Consider the following 17,854-nt stretch of genomic DNA (forward strand, 5'->3'; position numbering starts at 1 on the left):
CGGTATGAAGAAGACTGCTCTGGGCGCCATGGTCGCCACTCCACTCGTGGCCGCGCTCATCCTCACGGGCTGCTCGTCGACGGGTGGAAGCACGGCTGACTCCGGCAAGGTGCAGATCGTCGCATCCACCAACGTCTATGGCGATATCGCCAAGCAGGTGGGTGGCGATGATGTCGAGGTGACAAGCCTCATCACGAGCGCCGCCCAAGACCCGCACAGCTACGAGGCCAGCGCGCAGGATCGCCTGGCTGTGTCGCGCGCAGACGTGGTCATGGAGAACGGTGGCGGTTACGATCCCTTCGTCGACACGCTGCTCGACGCCGGATCGACCGAGGGTGTCGTCGTGATCAACGCGTCGGAGCTGTCGGGGCTGATGCCCGGGCACGAAGGCGAGGAGCACGACCACGAGCATGAGGAATCGACATCCAGCCCAGCCGCCGAAGCGGAGAGCACCGAGGCCGCCGACGAGCACGAGGGGCACGACCACATCGAGGGCTTCAACGAGCACGTGTGGTACAGCTTCTCGGCGATGGACGAGGTTGCGCACGAACTCGCACACGAGCTGGGTGAGAAGGATGCCGCTAACGCGGAGACCTACGAGAAGAACTACGAAGCTTTCTCCGCGCAGCTGAAGGAGCTCGAAGCATCCGCTGAAGCGCTCAAGCCGCAGGCCGAGGGCAAGGGGGCCGCTATCACGGAGCCGGTGCCGCTGTACCTGCTCGAGGAGATCGGGCTGCAGAACAAGACGCCCGACGCATTCAGCGAGGCCATCGAAGAAGGCACCGACGTCTCTCCCTCTGTGCTGCAGGAGACGCTCGCGATCTTCAGCAATCACGAGGTGGCGCTGCTCGCCTACAATGAGCAGACGAGCGGGCCCGAAACGGCTGAGGTCGAGAAGGCGGCGAAAGATGCCGGCATCCCGGTCGTGTCCTTCACCGAAACCATGCCAGAAGGTGACACTTACGTGAGCTGGATGACCGCAAACATCGAAGCTGTCTCGGACGTGCTCAAGTAGTGAGCCATCCGAACGAAGACCTGGGCGCCACCGCCGAAACGGGCGGTGGCGCTTTGGCGCGCCCTGCGGGTGCAGAGGGAGTAGACGGCGCCGGGACTTCCTCTCGACGGCGTGGTAGCGGTGAGCAGGACTCAGCGGGTGACGGAGCGAGCCGCCGGGGGCCTCTTGGCGGCATGAGCGAAGGTGCCCCACGACGAGGGGCCGTCGAGTCTCGCGGGGCCGCGAAAACGGGGGCCGCGGCATCCGCTCTGCAATTGAGTGGGGCGAAGCTCGGGTTTGGCGGACGGACGCTCTGGGACGGGTTGGATCTCGACGTGCGGCCCGGGGAGTTTCTCGCCGTGCTGGGGCCGAATGGCTCGGGCAAGACGAGTTTGTTGAAGACGATTCTGGGGCAGCAGCAGCTGGACGCCGGAACCGCGCACGTTGGCGGACACTCCGCGCGCCGTGGGGACCGGCGGATCGGGTACATTCCGCAGCAGAAGTTGATTGCCGCGGGAACGCCTATGCGCGGTCGCGACCTGGTGGCGCTCGGCGTGAACGGGCATCGCTTCGGCATCCCGTTCACGGGTAAGCGGGAGCGCGACGAGGTCGACCGGTTGTTGGCGGACGTGGGTGCCACGGCATACGGCAACGACCCTGTCGGGGTGCTGTCGGGCGGCGAGCAGCAGAGGCTGCGCGTGGGGCAGGCGCTGGCAGGGGATCCCCTGCTCTTGCTCTGCGACGAACCCCTGCTCAGCCTGGACCTGCAGCACCAGCGAGGGGTCAGCGAACTCATCGACCGACGCCGGCGGGAGCACGACACTGCCGTCGTGTTCGTCACGCACGACGTGAACCCTGTGCTGGGCATGGTCGACCGCATCCTGTACTTGGCCGGTGGGCAATTCCGGGAGGGAACGCCGGACGAGGTGCTGCGCGCGGACGTTCTGTCCGAGCTGTATGGAACTCCGGTGGACGTGCTCCGCACGGGCGGACGCGTGGTCGTGGTCGGAATCCCCGAGAGTGAGCCTCAGCATCACCACGAATCGGACGTCAGTGTCGGGCTCGGTGGCGTGCCGCCGCGGCTGCCCGACGTGCAGAACGGCGGCGGGCGATGAGCGGCGCAGTAAGCGTTCTCGGCATGGTCGCTGCCGTGGGCGGTGGCCTGAAGATGGATGATTCCCTGTGGGGGCGTCTCTTCAACTTCGAGAACTACGGCGAGCTTCTGGGTTTGGTGCAGAACTCGATCATCGCGGGTGCGGTGCTCGGCATCGTCGGCGGTCTGATCGGCGTGTTCGTGATGCAGCGGGACATGGCGTTCGCGGTGCACGGAATCAGCGAGCTGTCGTTCGCCGGCGCATCCGCTGCTCTGCTCTTCGGGGCGAACGTGGTGGCGGGGTCGCTTGTGGGCTCGCTCGTGGCCGCCATCCTGATCGGGCTGCTGGGGGCGAAAGCGCGGGACCGCAACTCGATCATCGGCGTGCTCATGCCCTTCGGGTTGGGGCTCGGCATCCTGTTCCTGGCGTTGTATCCCGGGCGCAGCGCCAACAAGTTCGGGCTGCTGACCGGGCAGATCATTTCCGTCGACGACCCGCAGCTGGGCGTCCTCATCGCCATCAGCATCGTCGTCATGGTGGCCCTTCTTCTGATGTGGCGGCCGCTCACGTTCGACAGCCTCGATGCGGATGTCGCAGCTGCCCGTGGCGTGCCCACCCGCGTGGTCTCGCTCGCCTTCATGGTGTTGCTCGGTCTCACCGTCGCCGTGTCGGTGCAGATCATCGGAGCGCTACTCGTGCTCGCCCTGCTGGTGACACCGGCTGCCGCGGCCCTGCGCGTGTCGGCATCGCCCGTTGTCGTGCCACTTTTGGCCATGACGTTCGGGTTTGTGTCAGCGGTCGGCGGTATCCTGTTGGCCATCGGCGGTTCGCTGCCGATCAGTCCCTACATCACGACGATCTCGTTCACGATCTACGTGGTCTGCCGGTTGATCGGTGTGCGCACGAGCGCACGGGCCGGCCGAATGCATCGGCAGAACGTCGGCGTCTGAGCGGGGCCCGAATGAGGCGATGGCATCCAGCATCGGATGCGCGACTCGGTAAGCGTTCCATTCCGGGGCGGAACTAAGGAGACATGATGGTTGCGAAGAGGAACACGTGGCAGCGTGAGGCTGTCCGCGGCGCGCTCGACCAGAACGAGGGTTTCATCAGCGCGCAGAGCCTGCACTCCTCACTCCGCGACACCGGATCGCCCATCGGCCTGGCCACGGTGTACCGCGCCCTGGCCGACTTGCAGGCCGAAGGTGAGGCGGATTCACTGCAGTCGCCCGAGGGCGAGAGCCTCTACCGCGCGTGCGAGTCGACTGCTCACCACCACCACCTGATCTGCCGCAACTGCGGAAAGACGGTCGAGATCGAGGCCACCGAGGTGGAACAGTGGGCGCACCGCGTCGCCGGCGAGCACGGGTTCACCGAGGCGCAGCACATCGTCGACATCTTCGGGCTCTGCGAGGTCTGCTCGCAGAAGGCGGCCGTGGCGAACTCCTCGGCGCATTAGACGTCACGGGCGGACTGGACCTGCGCGCGCATCCCGCACCATGCTCGAGTGACCGGGCAGCGACGAGAGTTGCGGCATCCGGGTGTCTGCGTCTAAGCTTGATGTTTGGCTGGGTGGATTCCGCCGCCTAGACCGCACATATACCCCCTTTCTTTCAGATCGGGGATGAACTGTGCCGACAAGAGATCTTGGGCAGGGCACTCGCTCTGCGGTAATTGGAGGAAACCATGGCAGCAAACTGCCAGGTGACCGGCGCCACTCCCGGCTTCGGGCACAACATTTCGCACTCGCACCGACGCACCAAGCGTCGTTTCGACCCGAACATTCAGAAGAAGACGTACTACGTGCCGTCCCTGCGTCGCAACGTGACTCTCACGTTGAGCGCTAAGGGCATCAAGGTCATCGACGCACGCGGCATCGAGTCCGTCGTCAAGGACCTCCTGGCCCGTGGGGAGAAGATCTAATGGCAAAGCACCAGGACGTACGTCCGATCATCAAGCTCCGTTCGACGGCTGGCACCGGTTACACCTACGTGACCCGCAAGAACCGTCGCAACGACCCCGACCGTCTCGTACTCAAGAAGTACGACCCCGTAGTGCGCAAGCACGTTGAATTCCGTGAGGAGCGCTAAACATGGCTAAGAAGAGCAAAATCGCCAAGAACGAGCAGCGCAAGGTTATCGTCGAGCGTTACGCCGCCAAGCGCCTCGAGCTGAAGAAGGCCCTCGTCGACCCGAACGGCACCGACGAGTCCCGCGAGGCCGCGCGCCTCGGCCTGCAGAAGCTTCCCCGCGACGCTTCGCCCATCCGTCTGCGCAACCGCGACGCGGTCGACGGTCGTCCCCGTGGACACCTCTCGCGCTTCGGCATCTCGCGCGTTCGTTTCCGCGACATGGCACACAAGGGCGAGCTGCCCGGCATCACCAAGTCCAGCTGGTAATCAGCAGACATTCACGTTCCGAAAGGGCGATCGACACCACGTCGGTCGCCCTTTCGGCTTTCCGGCGCCTCCACGTTTGCTGGGACACGCCGACGGAAAACGCCTTTTAGGCCCAATGAACCGCGAAAACGCGGGGAATCCTGGTACATTCGAGGCGGTCGATGAGACCGGTAAGGATGTGACCCAGGTCGCATCGATTCGTCTACAACAAACTCGCTGTGCAACACAGCACGTCCGAGGAGGACAACTCAATGGCTGATAAGACGCTTAACAAGACCGAACTGGTTGCCAAGGTCGCATCCGAGTCCGGCCAGAGCCAGGCCGCCGTCAGTGGCGTCCTCGACTCCCTTTTCTCCGTTCTCGCCGACTCGGTGAAGAACGACGTCAAGGTCACCATCCCGGGCTGGCTCGCCGTCGAGCGCACCTCGCGCGCTGCCCGCACGGGCCGCAACCCGCAGACCGGCGCTGAGATCGCCATCCCGGCCGGCCACTCGGTCAAGGTTTCGGCTGGTTCGAAGCTCAAGGCTGCCGTCAAGTAGTCTCACCTGCACTGTTCGGAAGGGGCGTCGCGAAAGCGGCGCCCCTTCTGGCGTTAACGAACGGTTCGTGTGCCGGCCCCGCGGCGGCGGCCCGGGCAGGGGACGCTCGGGTGGAGAGCGTAGGCTTGTGTGGTGCCACGTTTACCCCGTATCGCCGCGCCCGCGGCCCTTCTGGTGGTCGCATTCCTCGCGCTCATCGCCGCACTCGCCTATGGCGGGGGTGCGACGGCGCAGTTGCTCGCCGACCCGGGCGCTCTCGTGCGCTGGGGGCTGCCCGCATCCAAGATGCTCGTCAACATCGGCGCGGCCGTGATGATCGGTTCGGTGGCGCTGGCACTCTTCGCGCTCAGCCCGAAACGCGACGAATACGGGCATGCGCTCGACATCGCCGCGGCGGGTGCCGGTTTCTTCACCGTGGCATCCGGTCTGACGGGTTTCTTCACGTTCTTGAGCGTCACGAACACGGCGCTGTCGTTCGACGACTCCTTCGGCGCCAAGCTCGGGTTGTTCTTCACGCAGGTCGAGGTGGGCCAGGCCTGGCTCGCCACCACGCTCATCGGCGCGACGGTCACGGTGCTGTGCTTCGCCATCCGTGGGCAGACGCTCATGTTCTTCGTGGGGCTGCTCGCCGTCGCGTCGCTCATCCCCATGGCCCAGCAGGGGCACGCGGCCGGCACCTCCGGCCACAACGCGGCCATCACGGCGTTGGGGCTGCACCTGCTGTTCGCTGCCGTGTGGCTGGGCGGGCTGATCACGCTGGTCTTCATTCGCAAAGACCTCGAGCAGGGGCGGCTCATGGCCGTGCTGCGGCGCTACTCCACCCTGGCGCTCGTCTGCTTCATCGTCGTGGCGGTGTCGGGCTACGTGAGCGCCGAACTGCGCATCGGCAGCCTCGACCGGTTGCTCACCCCGTACGGCGTGCTGGTGCTGGTCAAGGTCGCGGCGCTGATCGTGCTGGGCATGTTCGGCGCGCTGCACCGCAACTGGGTGATCGACCGCATGGCGGCCGCGAGCACGGCGGTGACAGCATCCATCACCGCTCGTTTCTGGTACCTGGCAACGGCCGAGCTGGCCTTCATGGGTGTGGCTTCGGGTGTTGCCGCCGCCTTGGCGCGCACGGCGACGCCCGTGGGTGAAGAGGTTCCGCCCGTCCAGACGCCCGCGCAGTTGCTCACCGACGAGCCGTTGCCCGCGCCGCTGACCTTCGTGCGCCTCTTCACCACGTGGGACTTCGACCTGATCTGGGTGCTGGTGTGCGCCTTCGGCATCTTCTTCTACCTCGCCGGCGTGCGGCGCCTGCGCAAGCGTGGGGATGCCTGGCCCGTTTACCGCTCGGTGCTGTGGGTGCTGGGCATGCTCGTGCTGTTCTACCTGACCAACGGTGGCATCAACGCGTACCAGGACTACCTGTTCAGCATCCACATGCTCGGCCACATGGGCCTGACGATGGCCGTGCCCGTGTTGCTGGTGCCGGGTGCCCCCGTGACGCTGGCAATGCGCGCCATCCAGAAGCGGTCGGATGGCTCGCGCGGCGCCCGTGAGTGGATCCTGCTGGCCGTGCACTCCAAGTTCGCCGGTGTGATCGCCAACCCGCTGGTGGCGGCCGTGCTGTTCGCGGGCTCGCTGTGGGTGTTCTACTACACGCCCCTGCTGCGCTGGGCCATGACCGACCACTTCGGACACGAGTGGATGATCATCCACTTCCTCATCGTGGGCTTCCTGTTCGTGCAGTCGCTCATCGGCATCGACCCGGTGCCCTACCGACTCCCGTATGCGTTCCGGTTGTTGCTGCTGCTGGCGACCATGGCTTTCCACGCGTTCTTCGGGCTCGCGATCATGTCGAGCACGGGGTTGTTCCTCGCGGACTGGTTCGGGGCCATGGGGCGCACGTGGGGTGACACGCCGCTGATCGATCAGCAGACCGGCGGTGGCATTGCGTGGAGCGTCGGCGAGATCCCGACCGTGGCGCTGGCGATCGTCGTGGCCATTCAGTGGGCGAAGAGCGATACGAAGGAACAGAAGCGCGTCGACCGCAACGCCGACCGCACCGACGACGCCGAGCTCAAGGAATACAACCAGCGGCTCGAGAAGATGGCGGCGCGCGACTCTCGCTAGCGACGGCTAGTTGCGGCGGGAGGTGGGGGCCGGTTCGGTGACGACCGTGACCTTCTGATCGCCCGTGACGAAGACCGAGCCGACCATGTCGAAGTCGACGTCGTCGTCGAGCTGCTTCACCGAGCCGTCGAAGAGTGACTGGACGGTGACCTCGATCTGCGCGGTGCCCGGCGTGGACGGGATGCTCCAGGCATCCTCACCCGCCTCGATCTCGATCTCGGGGTACTCGGTCATGGACCAGGCGGCATCGCCCTGCACGCGGTCGTCGATCGTGGTGCCGAAGGGGCAACCGGTCGGCAGAAGGACCGTCTGTTCGGCGCAGGCGTCGAGCTGGTCGTCCACAGCCTTCTGCACGGCGTCGACGAATGCGTCAGTGGGGGTCGTCGTGACCGTGGCCTCGTCGACGGCGGCCGGTTTTTCGACCAGGAGCTTGTCGGGGGAGGCGGTCAGCAGGTCGGACTCGTGGTCGAAGGTATAGCGGCCCGGGGTGAAGACCTGCAGGTTGACGACGTTGTTGAAGGCCGGCTTCTCGCCCTTCGGGGCGACCTGACGCGTGTCGACGTCGAAGCCGTTGGCGCGGAACGACGTCGAATGCTCGACCGTGAGGTTGACGACCGAGAGCGGGCTCGTGTGAAAACGCCAGGCGGGGATGAGGGGGAACCGGGTTCCGGCCGATTCGACGTCGAAGGTCGACTCGCCGAATACGCCGCCTGCGTTGTAGGAGTAGCGCACCTCGTGGCGGCCGTTGCCGCGATCCGTGTCGGAGACGAGCTCGATGTCCGTGAGGGTGCCGAGGGCCGCGCGGCGGAGGAGCGCGTCGGAGGCATCGGCGGGCAGCTCGTCGGCGGCCAGCTGTTTCGCCGAGACCGCGACACCCGGCACCGCGAGGGCGGCTGCGGCATCCCGCGCGGCGAGGTGGCCGAGGTAGGTGCGCACGAAACCGGCGGCCGAGTAGACGTCGCGGTTGAGGGCGCCGATCGTGGCGCCTACGGCTCCGAGGAGGAGCGCGGAGACGACGATGAGGGCGATGACGGTGCGGCGGCGGGAAGCCGGGGTGCGCGGTGCGGCGGCGGGCGCGGGCTGAGCGAGGCCGGGACCGCCGAACTGCGGTGCTGAGGGGGCGGACACAGGGGTGCCCGAGCCGGGCGCGGAGCCGTAGGGCGGCTGCGGGGGGCCCGCGGGGGGCATGGCCGGGCGGGGCGGGATGGGCGCGCCGGCGGCGTACGAGCCCGCTGGCGCACCCGGCGCCGGCGTCGGCGCGGCGGAGGCGGGGTCAGTCGGGCGGTCGTTGCTCACCCGGCTATCATAAAGGAGCCCGATCGCCGCACTACGAAGGCAGCCGTGAAGAACAAGATCACCCTCTCCGCCGAACAGCAGGCGGTTTTCGAGCGGATCGAGGGCACGCGCGAGAATCTGTTCATCACGGGCCGCGCCGGCACGGGTAAATCGACGCTCCTCAACCACCTGTCGTGGAACACCGAGAAGCAGATCGTCATCTGCGCGCCGACCGGGGTGGCGGCCCTCAATGTGGGTGGCCAGACCATCCATTCGCTGTTTCGGCTGCCCATCGGTTTGATCGCCGACCACGATCTCGACCAGCCCGACAACGTGCGCAAACTGCTGAACAGCATCGACACGCTCGTGATCGACGAGGTCTCGATGGTCAACGCCGACCTCATGGATGGCATCGACCGCAGCCTGCGCCAGGCCCGGCAGCGCCGCCTCGAACCCTTCGGGGGCGTGCAGGTGGTGCTCTTCGGCGACCCCTACCAGCTGGCGCCCGTGCCCGGCCGGGGCGACGAGCTCGAGTACATCAACGACAACTACCGCTCGTTCTGGTTCTTCGACGCGAAGGTGTGGCAGGAGACGCCGCTCAACGTGATCGAGCTGGGGCAGATCCACCGGCAATCCGACGACCACTTCAAGTACATGCTGAACGCCGTGCGGCACGGGCAGGTGACGGCCGAGATCGCCGGCGTGCTCAACAGCACGGGCGCGCGCACGCCCCCCGACGACGGCACCATCACGTTGGCGAGCCGCAACGACGCCGTCAACCGCATCAACCACGCCTCGCTCGCCAAGTTGCCGGGCCGCGCGCTGACCGCCAAAGCCGAGGTGTCGGGTGACTTCGGCAAGGGTGCCTACCCGGCCGACGAGGCGCTCGAGCTCAAGGTCGGTGCCCAGGTCATGTTCCTGCGCAACGACGCGGGCGGCGGGGGCGACGGGCAGCGCTGGGTGAACGGCACCATCGGGCAGGTCACCAAGATCGACGCCAACGTCTGGGTGGATGTCGAGGGGCACGAGTTCGAGGTCGAACCTGTGGTCTGGGAGAAGTACCGCTACACCTACTCGGCCGCGACCAAGCAGCTGCGCAAGGAGATCGTGGCGGAGTTCACGCAGTTCCCGTTGCGGCTGGCGTGGGCTGTGACCATCCATAAATCGCAGGGCAAGACGTATGACAGCGCGATCGTCGACCTCGGGGCGCGCGCGTTCAGCCCCGGGCAGACCTATGTGGCTCTGAGCCGCTTGACCGCGCTCGAGGGGTTGTACCTGACGCGGCCGCTGCGTCCATCCGATGTGATCGTCGATAAGGACGTCGAGCGGTTCATGCGGGGCATCGAGCGCTAAGAGCGCGCACTCGGCGCCGTCTAGAGGTGGCCTTCGAGGCAAGCGCGTCCGGCAAGGCCGACACGCGCCACGGCCGTGAGCATGCGTCCTCTGCGGGAGTGGGCGCGGGGAGTGCAGCTAGGCGACGACGGCTTCGGTGGAGGTGCCCTCGCGGACGGCCTTCTGGTCGGCCAGGTCGACGAAGAGCTCGGTGTTGAAGCGGTAGGCGAGCATGACCTCGTCGATGACGCGGTCGCGCTCCACATCGTCCCACGGCACGGCGTCGAGCTGCGCGCGGTAGACGTCCTTGAACTCGCGGGGCTTGGCGATATCGCCGAAGAGGTAGAAGCCGACGCCGTTGGTGTCGAAGCCGAACTGGCGCTGCATGAGCGTGCGGATGATCTGCCCGCCCGACAGATCGCCGAGGTAGCGCGTGTAGTGGTGCGCGACGAAACCGCCGGCCCAGGTGGCGCCGACCTCGTTGATGCGCGCGACGTAGGCGCGGGTCGTGGCGAGCGGTTCGATGCGCTCGAGCCAGTCGTCGCCGATGAGGAAGCGCAGGTCTTCTTCGATGGCGGGCAAGCGCGTGAGCTTGGAGGAGATGAAGGGGGCGGCAACCGGGTCGTTCTTCATCTGTTCGGCCGAACGCTCGATGGCCTCGTAGATGAAGTAGTGCTGCGCCACGAGGGAGACGTAGTCGTCGCGCGTGCCCTTGCCGCTCATGAGGTCGCCCATGAAGTCGGCGCCCTCGCTGGAGGAGTGACCCGTGCGGGTGCGCTCGCGCAGGGCGGCGGAGAAGGGGATTACGGGTGTCATGGCGGCTCCCAGAGACAAAGCGAAGTTAGGTAAGGCTTAGTTTAGTGGGAGGGGAAGTGCCGTTGTCCAGTGGTCGGGCGAAAACGAAGCGGGCGCCATCCTGACCCGAAGTCTGGATGACGCCCGCTGTGCCGGACACCGCGCGGCCGAAACCGCGGATGCCTAGTGGTTGCTATGACCCCCATCGGTCACGTCGAATCCGTGCGAGCCGTGAGGCACGGCGTACTGACCAGCATTCGTGGAGGCCAGCGCCGGCGTGACCATGCCCGAGACGAGCAAAGCGCCGAACACCAGGCCGAGAACGTAGCGGCCAGCCTGGGGCTGACCCGCCGCCGCATCCGCCCACGTCGTCGACGACACGGATGCCGCAGCATCCGATTCGCGATCGAAACGTCGGCGGGCCACGGCGAGCGACCCCGACACATACAGATTCAACAGGGACCCGACTGCCATCGGGAGGAGGGGAACGGTGGAAGCCAGGGATGAACTGCCCGCCACGATCGAAACCGTGAGGAGCAGCGCCCAGAGCGCGACCGGGATGAGTGAGGCCACCATGACGGTGCGCGGCAACACAGTGTGCGCACGAGCCATGATCGACAGGCCCCACACGATCTCGGCCACACCGAAACCGATGAGGAAGATCGCCAGGGGGAGAGGGGAGCCCGCGCCGATGGCGAGGTGCACGAGACCAGCCCCCAAGCTGGCCAATGCCATCCAGATGCGCGTCGTGTGAGACACGGTGACTCCTCTCTCCGTTATTCCTGGCCGAATCGTGATGGTGTGTATCGGTTAGACGGCAACCGAACGGGGCGTGGCCTTGTCGGCGGCGAGACCGACACCGAGCAGCACGATGGCGCTGGCGAGGTGCAGGAAGTGGTCGGCCGTGTTCAGGGCGAGGATGTTGAGGCTGGTGCCGACGAGGAAGAACCCGACGATACCGAGCAGCAGGTAGACGGCACCGATGGTGACGTTGACCGACTTGGCGGCGGCCGTGTTGGACAGACCGGCGATCAACAGGGCGGCACCGATGAGCAGGTGGGCGATGTTGTGCAGCGGGTTGACCTCGAAGATGCCGAGCAGCAGGCCACCCTCGGTGGCGATGAAGCCGACGCCACCGGCGACGACGAAGCCGAGCAGGCCGACGACGAGGTAGACGGCACCGAAGATGGTCGCCACGAGGCGGTTAGGTGATGTGCGCATTTGAGTTCCTCCAAATAACTGAGTGCAACGGTTGTTTGCACATGCTATTCATTCGGAGGACTCACAGAATAGGTTTGGTCCCAAAATACGGGGGGCCTGGCGTGCGCGCGGTAGCGTGTGGTAGGCCTCTGAGAAAAACCCGGTCACGGGATGATTCGGGCACAATCGCCGCGCGCGCTGCTCAGTCGTGCGGGCGGGGCGCGACGCCGAGCTTCTCGCATGCACGGTCGTAGAGGACGACGATCTCTCGACGGATTTCCGAGCGTTCCGTGATAGCGCCCGACCAGGGCACGCGCACGTCGGCCGTGGCCGTGCCCGACCGCACCTGCCAGAGGCCGCCGTCGCCGTCGAGACCCGTCATGGTGGCGCCATCCGCTGCCTCTGTCGCGAAGGCACGTGCGATGAGCAGGTTGTCTTCGGGGTGGTCCTCGTTCATGTGCTTCAGGACGGCATCGACGATCGCGGGCTCGAAGGAGAAGGTCATGGGTGCGATGTTAGCCCGTGGCGGGATGTCGGGGGAGGGTGGCGGTTGTGCGGCGGCGGTGACGCGGCATCCCTTCATAGGGTGTTCGCATGACGATCGAGCCTGATACCAAGAATTGGACCTGGGTGCTGGAGCGGCGGTGCGACGAGTGCGGTTTCGACTCGTCGGCCACGCCCTATGACGACGTGCCCGGCCTCGTGCGCGAGAACGCCCAGGCCTGGCCCGCGGTGCTGCAGCGCGCCGATGTGGCCGAGCGGCCGGATGACGCCACGTGGTCGGCACTCGAGTATGCGGCGCACGTGCGGGATGTTTTTCGCCGGTTCGACACGCGGCTGGCGCTCATGCTCGAAGAGGACGCCCCCGAGTTCGAGGACTGGGATCAGGACCGCACGGCCGTGGAAGAGAACTACGCCGCTCAAGACCCGGCCGTGGTGGCGCGGGAATTGGTCGCGGCGGCCGAGCGCGCGGCGGCCGACTTCGAGCGCGTGCCCGCCGAACTGCGCGACCGCACGGGGCTGAGGAGCGACGGCTCGCGCTTCACGGTGGAGACGCTGGCGCGGTACTTCGTGCACGACCCGGTGCATCACCTGTGGGATGTGACGCGCTGAGAAGATCGCGCTGAAGATATTGCGCAGGCCGAGAAAGATGAGCGGATGACGGGAATCGAACCCGCGCTATCAGCTTGGGAAGCTGAAGTTCTACCATTGAACTACATCCGCGAAGAGTCGGGCCGGGGCCCGGGTTGGCGCTCGCCACGGGGGTGAGCGCTTCCGACATCCTAGCAAGTGTGTCAGCGGGGGCGGCCCGGCCGTCGATAAACTGTGCGCGTGCTGCTATCCGACAGGGACATCAAGACTCAACTGGCCTCCGGGCGCATCGGGCTCGCGCCCTCGGACGACGCGATGGTGCAGCCATCCAGCGTCGACGTGCGCCTCGACCGCTACTTCCGGCTCTTCGACAACCACAAGTACCCGTTTATCGACCCGGCCGAAGACCAGCCCGAGCTGACGCGCCTGATCGAGACGAAACCCGACGAGCCCTTCATCTTGCACCCCGGCGAGTTCGTGCTGGGCGCGACCTATGAACAGGTGACGCTGCCGGATGATGTGGCCGCCCGCCTCGAGGGCAAGAGCTCGCTCGGTCGGCTCGGTTTGCTGACGCACTCGACCGCCGGCTTCATCGACCCCGGTTTCTCGGGCCACGTCACGCTCGAGTTGAGCAACGTGGCGACGCTGCCCATCAAACTGTGGCCGGGCATGAAGATCGGGCAGCTGTGCTTCTTCCAGCTGTCGTCGCCGACCGAGAAACCGTATGGTTCGGCCGAGTACAGCTCGCGCTATCAGGGGCAGCGCGGGCCCACGGCATCCCGCTCGTCGTTCAACTTCCACCGCACCGATGTCAGCGTGACCGACGCGGGAGCGCCGGGAGCCTAAGCCGCGTGCAGGGCCGCCATGACGCCCGGCAGCTGCAGTGTGAGCCACGGGCTGAACGCGAAGGGCGTGGCCTCGACGGCCGACAGCAGCGTGTGCGGCTCGGCCCAGAAGTACTCGGCGACCTCGTCGGCGCTCGGCTGCAGCGCGCTCGCGTCGACGATCGCGCGATAGACGGGGCAGATCTCGTTCTCGACGACACCCGACGCGTCGACCGCGCGGTAGCGGAAATCGGGCAGCACGGCCTCGAGAGAAAGCAGGGCGCCGGCGGGGATGCCGAGCTCCTGTTCGGCGCGACGGTGCACGGCCTCGGTGAGGTCTTCGCCCGGGCCGGGGTGGCCGCAGAACGAGTTCGTCCAGACGCCCGGCCAGGTGAGCTTCGACAGCGCCCGACGGGTGACCAGGATGCGGCCAGCCTCGTCGAACACGTGGCACGAGAAGGCCAGGTGGAGGCGGGTATCGAGATCGTGCACGGTGGCCTTGTCGGCGACGCCGATCGGGGCGCCGTCCTCTGCGAGGAGCACCACTTGTTCGACGGACGAAGTCATACCCCTATTCTGCGCCACGGCACGGGGTGCTCCAAATGGTCAGCCAGCGTACTAATTTCTCAGAACCATGAAGTAGCCTCAAATCTATGGACCATCCCGATCTGGTCGAGAGCTCCTCTCGCGGACTGCAGCACGCGGAAGAGGCGCTGGAACGCTACTTCGTGCTCGCGAAACGCCGCGCAGAACAGTGGGGCGACGGCTACCTCAAACTGTGGAACGTCATCGAGCAGAACACCTCGGGGGGTAAGCGCTTTCGACCCCGCATGGTGATGACCGCGTACGTGTCGCTGGGTGGGGACGACCTGCCCGCCGCGGGACAACTCGCGGCCGCCTACGAGATGCTGCACACGGCCCTCATCGTGCACGACGACGTGATCGACCGGGACTTCGTGCGCCGCGGCATCCCCAATGTCTCTGGCAGCTATCGCGACCAGGCGACGACGGCCGGTTTCGCCACCCCCGCCGCCGAACACCGCGGCATGTCGGTGGCCGTCATCGCGGGCGACCTCGCACTCTCGGGCGCCTATGGCCTCGTCGACCGCACGGGCGCGGATGATGTGACTCGCTTGCGTCTGCGCGAACTGCTCGACGGCGCGGTGTCGGCCTCGGCCGCCGGCGAACTGGCCGACGTGGACTTCTCGCTGCGCCCCGAAGCCCCGACCGTCGACGAGGTCGTCGACATGGAACGGCTGAAGACCGCCGTCTACTCGTTCGAGGCACCCCTGCAATCGGGCGCCGTACTGGCCGGGGCGGACGACGCGACGGTCACGGCCCTCGGCGAGTTCGGCCGACTCATCGGCATCGCCTACCAGATCGTCGACGATGTGCTCGGTGTGTTCGGCGACGAGCGCTCGACCGGCAAATCGACCATCGGCGATCTGCGCGAGGGCAAGCGCACCGTCCTGGTGTCCTACGCCTCGACCTGCAAAGAATGGATGCGCGTGCGCGAACTCTTCGGCTCGCCGGCGCTCGAGGAAGACGGTGCGGAGAAGATCCGCGCGGTGCTCGAGGAGTGCGGCGCGCGGACCTACACCGAGGCCCTGGCGCGCGACTATGCGAACCGGGCCTGGGAGGCCCTGACATCCCCGTCGATCCCCGCCGCGACGCGCGACGAGCTGCGACCCATCGTGGCCAACGTACTGGAGCGCGCGCGATGACGCCGCCGAAGGCCCCTCGCTCGGGCCAACCGCTCACGGGCCGCCGCCTCTACGACGAGGTCGCCGTGCAGACGGCCGCCGTGGTGATCAAGCACTACTCCACATCGTTCGGGTTGGCCACGCGTTTGCTCGGCAAGAGTGTGCGCGTGCACGTGCAGAACATTTATGCGCTGGTGCGTCTGGCCGACGAGATCGTGGATGGCGTGGCATCCGATGCGGGCCTCGACGGTGCCGCGGTGTTGGCCGAACTCGACGCGCTCGAGGCCGAGACCGACCGGGCCGTCGAACGCGGGTACAGCACCAACCTGGTCGTGCACGCCTTCGCGCTCACCGCCCGCCGCGTGGGCATCACGCGCGAGCTGACGGAACCCTTCTTCGCGTCGATGCGCGCCGATTGCTCCGAGACCGAGCACACGCCCGAGAGCTTCGACGCCTACGTCTACGGCTCGGCCGAGGTGGTCGGGCTCATGTGCCTCAAGACCTTCCTGCACGGCCACCGCATCACGCCCGAGCAGGAACGACGGCTCGTGGATGGCGCGCAACACCTCGGAGCCGCCTTCCAGAAGGTCAACTTCCTGCGCGACCTGTCGGCGGACTTCGACGTGCTGGGCCGCAACTACTTCCCGGGCGTGCACCTCGACGCCTTCAGCGACGCCGACAAGAACCGGCTCGTGGCCGACATCGATACCGACCTGGCCATCTCGGCGGCCGTGCTGCCCGAGCTGCCCGACTCGAGTCGCCGTGCCGTGGTGCTCGCGCAATCGCTCTTCGCCGAACTGAACGAACGCATTCGCGCGACCCCCGCCGCCACCCTCGCCAGCACGCGCGTGCGTGTGCCCAACCCCGTCAAGGCCGCGCTCGCCGCGCGCGCCGCGGCCGGAAGGATGCCCCGATGATCGAGATCACCGAGAACGAACGGGTCGTCGTCATCGGAGGCGGCATCACGGGACTCGCCACGGCCGCGCTGCTCGCGCGCGACGGCAAACGCGTGACCCTGCTCGAACGCGGCGACAACGTTGGCGGCCGCGCCGGGCTGCGCGAACGCGACGGTTTTCGCTTCGACGCCGGCCCCAGCTGGTACCTCATGCCCGAGGTGTTCGACCACTTCTACAAGCTGCTCGGCACGACGAGCGCCGAACAGCTCGAGCTGACACCGCTCGACCCCGGGTATCGCGTGTTCTTCGAAGGGCGGGGGAGTGACACCCTCGACATCCGCTCGGATCGGGAGAAGAGCCTGGCCCTGTTCGACGAGATCGAGCCGGGGGCCGGCAAGCGTATGGCCGAATACCTCGACTCGGCGGCCGACACCTACGAGATGGCGAAGAAGCGGTTCCTCTATACGACGTTCCAGTCGTTCCTGCCGCTGCTGCGACCCGACGTGCTCTCGCGCACACCCAAGCTGCTGCGGCTGCTGGCCGAACCGCTGTCGTCGTTCACGAAGCGCTATGTCGAGGATCCGCGCCTGAACCAGGTGCTCGGCTACCCCGCCGTGTTCCTCGGTTCGTCGCCCTATTCCACACCCAGCATGTATCACCTCATGAGCCATCTCGACCTCGAAGACGGCGTCCTCTATCCCCAGGGCGGCTTCGTGCGGCTCATCGAGACGATCGCTGAGCTGGCTCGCGACGAGGGCGTCGAGATCGTCACGAACGCGGATGTCACGGCCATTCTCACCGCGGGCGGTCAGAGCCCGGCCGCAACCGGTGTGGCCTATGTGGATGCCGACGGCGAGGCGCGCACGCTCAACGCAGAGATCGTCGTGTCGGCCGCCGATCTGCACCACACCGAGACGCAGCTGCTGCCGCCGCACCTGCAGACCTACCCCGAGAAGTACTGGAACAAGAAGACCTCGGGCCCCGGCGCCGTGCTGCTCTATCTGGGCGTGCGCGGCGAATTGCCCGAGCTGCTGCACCACTCGCTGTTCTTCACCGAGGACTGGGCCGACAACTTCGGACGCATCTTCGGCGAGCCGACCTCGGTTCCCGACCCCGCCTCGATCTATGTGTGCCGCCCGAGCGCGACCGACGACAGCGTGGCTCCCGAGGGGCACGAGAACCTCTTCGTGCTCATCCCGATCCCGGCCGACCCGAGCATCGGCGGCGCCGGGGATGACCGGGTGCGCCAGATCGGCGACGCGGCCATCCGTCAGATCGCCGAATGGGCGGGCATCCCCGACCTCGAGGAGCGCATCGTCGTGCGCGAAGAGGTGGGACCGGCCGATTTCGAGCGGGACCTGAACTCGTGGAAGGGCGGCGTGCTCGGGCCCGCACACATCCTGTCGCAGAGCGCCTTCTTCCGGGCCGGCAACGTGAGCAAGAAGGTGACCGGGCTGTACTACGCCGGCGGGTCGTCGATCCCCGGCATCGGGCTGCCCATGTGCCTCATCAGCGCCGAGCTGGTGCTGAAGCGCGTGCACGGCGACACCTCGACGGGTCCGCTGCCCGAGCCGTTGATTCGACGCCGACAGCGCTGAAC

21 protein-coding genes and 1 tRNA gene are annotated in these 17,854 nt (G+C 66.8%); 15 read left to right on the forward strand and 7 right to left on the reverse strand.

Going from position 1 to position 17,854, the window contains the following annotated elements:
* Positions 1-4: 4 nt before the first annotated feature.
* From ALI44B_RS10680 to ALI44B_RS10720, 9 genes are all read left to right on the forward strand, one after another.
* Positions 5-1,015 (forward strand): metal ABC transporter substrate-binding protein, encoded by a 1,011-nt coding sequence (locus ALI44B_RS10680; RefSeq protein ID WP_077054655.1) that lies wholly within the window; start codon positions 5-7, stop codon positions 1,013-1,015.
* A 173-nt stretch (positions 1,016-1,188) separates the two neighbouring features.
* Positions 1,189-2,109 carry a metal ABC transporter ATP-binding protein gene (locus ALI44B_RS10685; RefSeq protein WP_083709882.1) on the forward strand — a complete coding sequence of 307 codons (921 nt, stop codon included), beginning with the start codon at positions 1,189-1,191 and terminating at the stop codon, positions 2,107-2,109.
* Positions 2,110-2,162: 53 nt separating this feature from the next.
* On the forward strand, positions 2,163-3,038 hold the full coding sequence (locus tag ALI44B_RS10690; RefSeq protein ID WP_077055534.1) for a metal ABC transporter permease: 876 nt from the start codon (positions 2,163-2,165) through the stop codon (positions 3,036-3,038).
* Positions 3,039-3,124: 86 nt separating this feature from the next.
* Complete coding sequence (locus tag ALI44B_RS10695; protein ID WP_077055535.1) at positions 3,125-3,544, forward strand: Fur family transcriptional regulator; 420 nt, start codon at positions 3,125-3,127, stop codon at positions 3,542-3,544.
* Positions 3,545-3,771: 227 nt separating this feature from the next.
* Positions 3,772-4,008 (forward strand): 50S ribosomal protein L28, encoded by a 237-nt coding sequence (rpmB, locus tag ALI44B_RS10700; RefSeq protein WP_077054656.1) that lies wholly within the window; start codon positions 3,772-3,774, stop codon positions 4,006-4,008.
* Positions 4,008-4,175 carry a 50S ribosomal protein L33 gene (gene rpmG, locus ALI44B_RS10705; RefSeq protein ID WP_077054657.1) on the forward strand — a complete coding sequence of 56 codons (168 nt, stop codon included), beginning with the start codon at positions 4,008-4,010 and terminating at the stop codon, positions 4,173-4,175. The genes rpmB and rpmG overlap by 1 nt, the downstream gene beginning before the upstream one ends.
* 2 nt (positions 4,176-4,177) lie before the next feature.
* Entirely contained in the window at positions 4,178-4,483 is a 306-nt protein-coding gene (gene rpsN, locus ALI44B_RS10710; RefSeq protein WP_077054658.1) for a 30S ribosomal protein S14, read from the forward strand.
* A 251-nt stretch (positions 4,484-4,734) separates the two neighbouring features.
* The gene (locus ALI44B_RS10715; protein ID WP_077054659.1) at positions 4,735-5,022 is read left to right on the forward strand and encodes an HU family DNA-binding protein; all 288 of its coding nucleotides are present in this window, start codon (positions 4,735-4,737) and stop codon (positions 5,020-5,022) included.
* A gap of 132 nt (positions 5,023-5,154) precedes the next feature.
* Positions 5,155-7,137, forward strand: a complete 1,983-nt coding sequence (locus ALI44B_RS10720) for a bifunctional copper resistance protein CopD/cytochrome c oxidase assembly protein (protein ID WP_083710155.1) — start codon at positions 5,155-5,157, stop codon at positions 7,135-7,137.
* A 6-nt stretch (positions 7,138-7,143) separates the two neighbouring features.
* Here the strand turns inward: ALI44B_RS10720 and ALI44B_RS10725 are convergent, their stop codons facing one another.
* A complete protein-coding gene (locus ALI44B_RS10725; protein ID WP_083709884.1) occupies positions 7,144-8,433 on the reverse strand; it encodes a hypothetical protein in 1,290 nt (429 codons plus the stop codon).
* Between the two features lie 45 nt (positions 8,434-8,478).
* On the opposite strand from ALI44B_RS10725, the gene ALI44B_RS10730 reads away from it, so the two are divergent.
* Positions 8,479-9,765, forward strand: a complete 1,287-nt coding sequence (locus ALI44B_RS10730; RefSeq protein WP_077054660.1) for an ATP-dependent DNA helicase — start codon at positions 8,479-8,481, stop codon at positions 9,763-9,765.
* Positions 9,766-9,882: 117 nt separating this feature from the next.
* On the opposite strand, the gene ALI44B_RS10735 is transcribed toward ALI44B_RS10730, so the two are convergent.
* From ALI44B_RS10735 to ALI44B_RS10750, 4 genes are all read right to left on the reverse strand, one after another.
* On the reverse strand, positions 9,883-10,560 hold the full coding sequence (locus tag ALI44B_RS10735; RefSeq protein WP_077054661.1) for a biliverdin-producing heme oxygenase: 678 nt from the start codon (positions 10,558-10,560) through the stop codon (positions 9,883-9,885).
* Between the two features lie 162 nt (positions 10,561-10,722).
* On the reverse strand, positions 10,723-11,298 hold the full coding sequence (locus ALI44B_RS10740; RefSeq protein ID WP_077054662.1) for a hypothetical protein: 576 nt from the start codon (positions 11,296-11,298) through the stop codon (positions 10,723-10,725).
* A gap of 51 nt (positions 11,299-11,349) precedes the next feature.
* A complete protein-coding gene (locus ALI44B_RS10745; protein ID WP_077054663.1) occupies positions 11,350-11,760 on the reverse strand; it encodes a DUF4383 domain-containing protein in 411 nt (136 codons plus the stop codon).
* A 181-nt stretch (positions 11,761-11,941) separates the two neighbouring features.
* Complete coding sequence (locus ALI44B_RS10750) at positions 11,942-12,244, reverse strand: DUF2470 domain-containing protein (protein ID WP_077054664.1); 303 nt, start codon at positions 12,242-12,244, stop codon at positions 11,942-11,944.
* A gap of 89 nt (positions 12,245-12,333) precedes the next feature.
* Between ALI44B_RS10750 and ALI44B_RS10755 the strand changes: the two genes are divergently transcribed.
* Positions 12,334-12,852, forward strand: a complete 519-nt coding sequence (locus ALI44B_RS10755; RefSeq protein WP_077054665.1) for a DinB family protein — start codon at positions 12,334-12,336, stop codon at positions 12,850-12,852.
* Positions 12,853-12,892: 40 nt separating this feature from the next.
* Here ALI44B_RS10755 and ALI44B_RS10760 read toward each other — a convergent pair.
* Positions 12,893-12,963: transfer RNA gene (locus tag ALI44B_RS10760), tRNA-Gly, on the reverse strand.
* Positions 12,964-13,071: 108 nt separating this feature from the next.
* Between ALI44B_RS10760 and dcd the strand changes: the two genes are divergently transcribed.
* Positions 13,072-13,677, forward strand: a complete 606-nt coding sequence (gene dcd, locus ALI44B_RS10765; protein ID WP_077054666.1) for a dCTP deaminase — start codon at positions 13,072-13,074, stop codon at positions 13,675-13,677.
* Here dcd and idi read toward each other — a convergent pair.
* Positions 13,674-14,222 (reverse strand): isopentenyl-diphosphate Delta-isomerase, encoded by a 549-nt coding sequence (gene idi / locus ALI44B_RS10770; RefSeq protein WP_077054667.1) that lies wholly within the window; start codon positions 14,220-14,222, stop codon positions 13,674-13,676. The two genes, dcd and idi, sit on opposite strands and share 4 nt — an antisense overlap.
* An 86-nt stretch (positions 14,223-14,308) precedes the next feature.
* Here idi and ALI44B_RS10775 point away from each other — a divergent pair, with 86 nt between their 5' ends.
* Genes ALI44B_RS10775 through crtI form a run of 3 tightly spaced genes read left to right on the forward strand, consistent with a single transcriptional unit; the run spans position 14,309 to position 17,852 of the window.
* Entirely contained in the window at positions 14,309-15,379 is a 1,071-nt protein-coding gene (locus ALI44B_RS10775; RefSeq protein WP_077054668.1) for a polyprenyl synthetase family protein, read from the forward strand.
* A complete protein-coding gene (locus tag ALI44B_RS16175) occupies positions 15,376-16,275 on the forward strand; it encodes a phytoene/squalene synthase family protein (RefSeq protein ID WP_077054669.1) in 900 nt (299 codons plus the stop codon). Before ALI44B_RS10775 ends, ALI44B_RS16175 begins: the two co-directional genes overlap by 4 nt.
* Complete coding sequence (gene crtI, locus ALI44B_RS16180) at positions 16,272-17,852, forward strand: phytoene desaturase family protein (protein ID WP_077054670.1); 1,581 nt, start codon at positions 16,272-16,274, stop codon at positions 17,850-17,852. Before ALI44B_RS16175 ends, crtI begins: the two co-directional genes overlap by 4 nt.
* The last annotated feature ends 2 nt before the right edge of the window (positions 17,853-17,854 follow it).

Origin of the sequence: Leifsonia sp. ALI-44-B (genome assembly GCF_001984125.1) — a bacterium.
Lineage (GTDB): Bacteria > Actinomycetota > Actinomycetes > Actinomycetales > Microbacteriaceae > Okibacterium.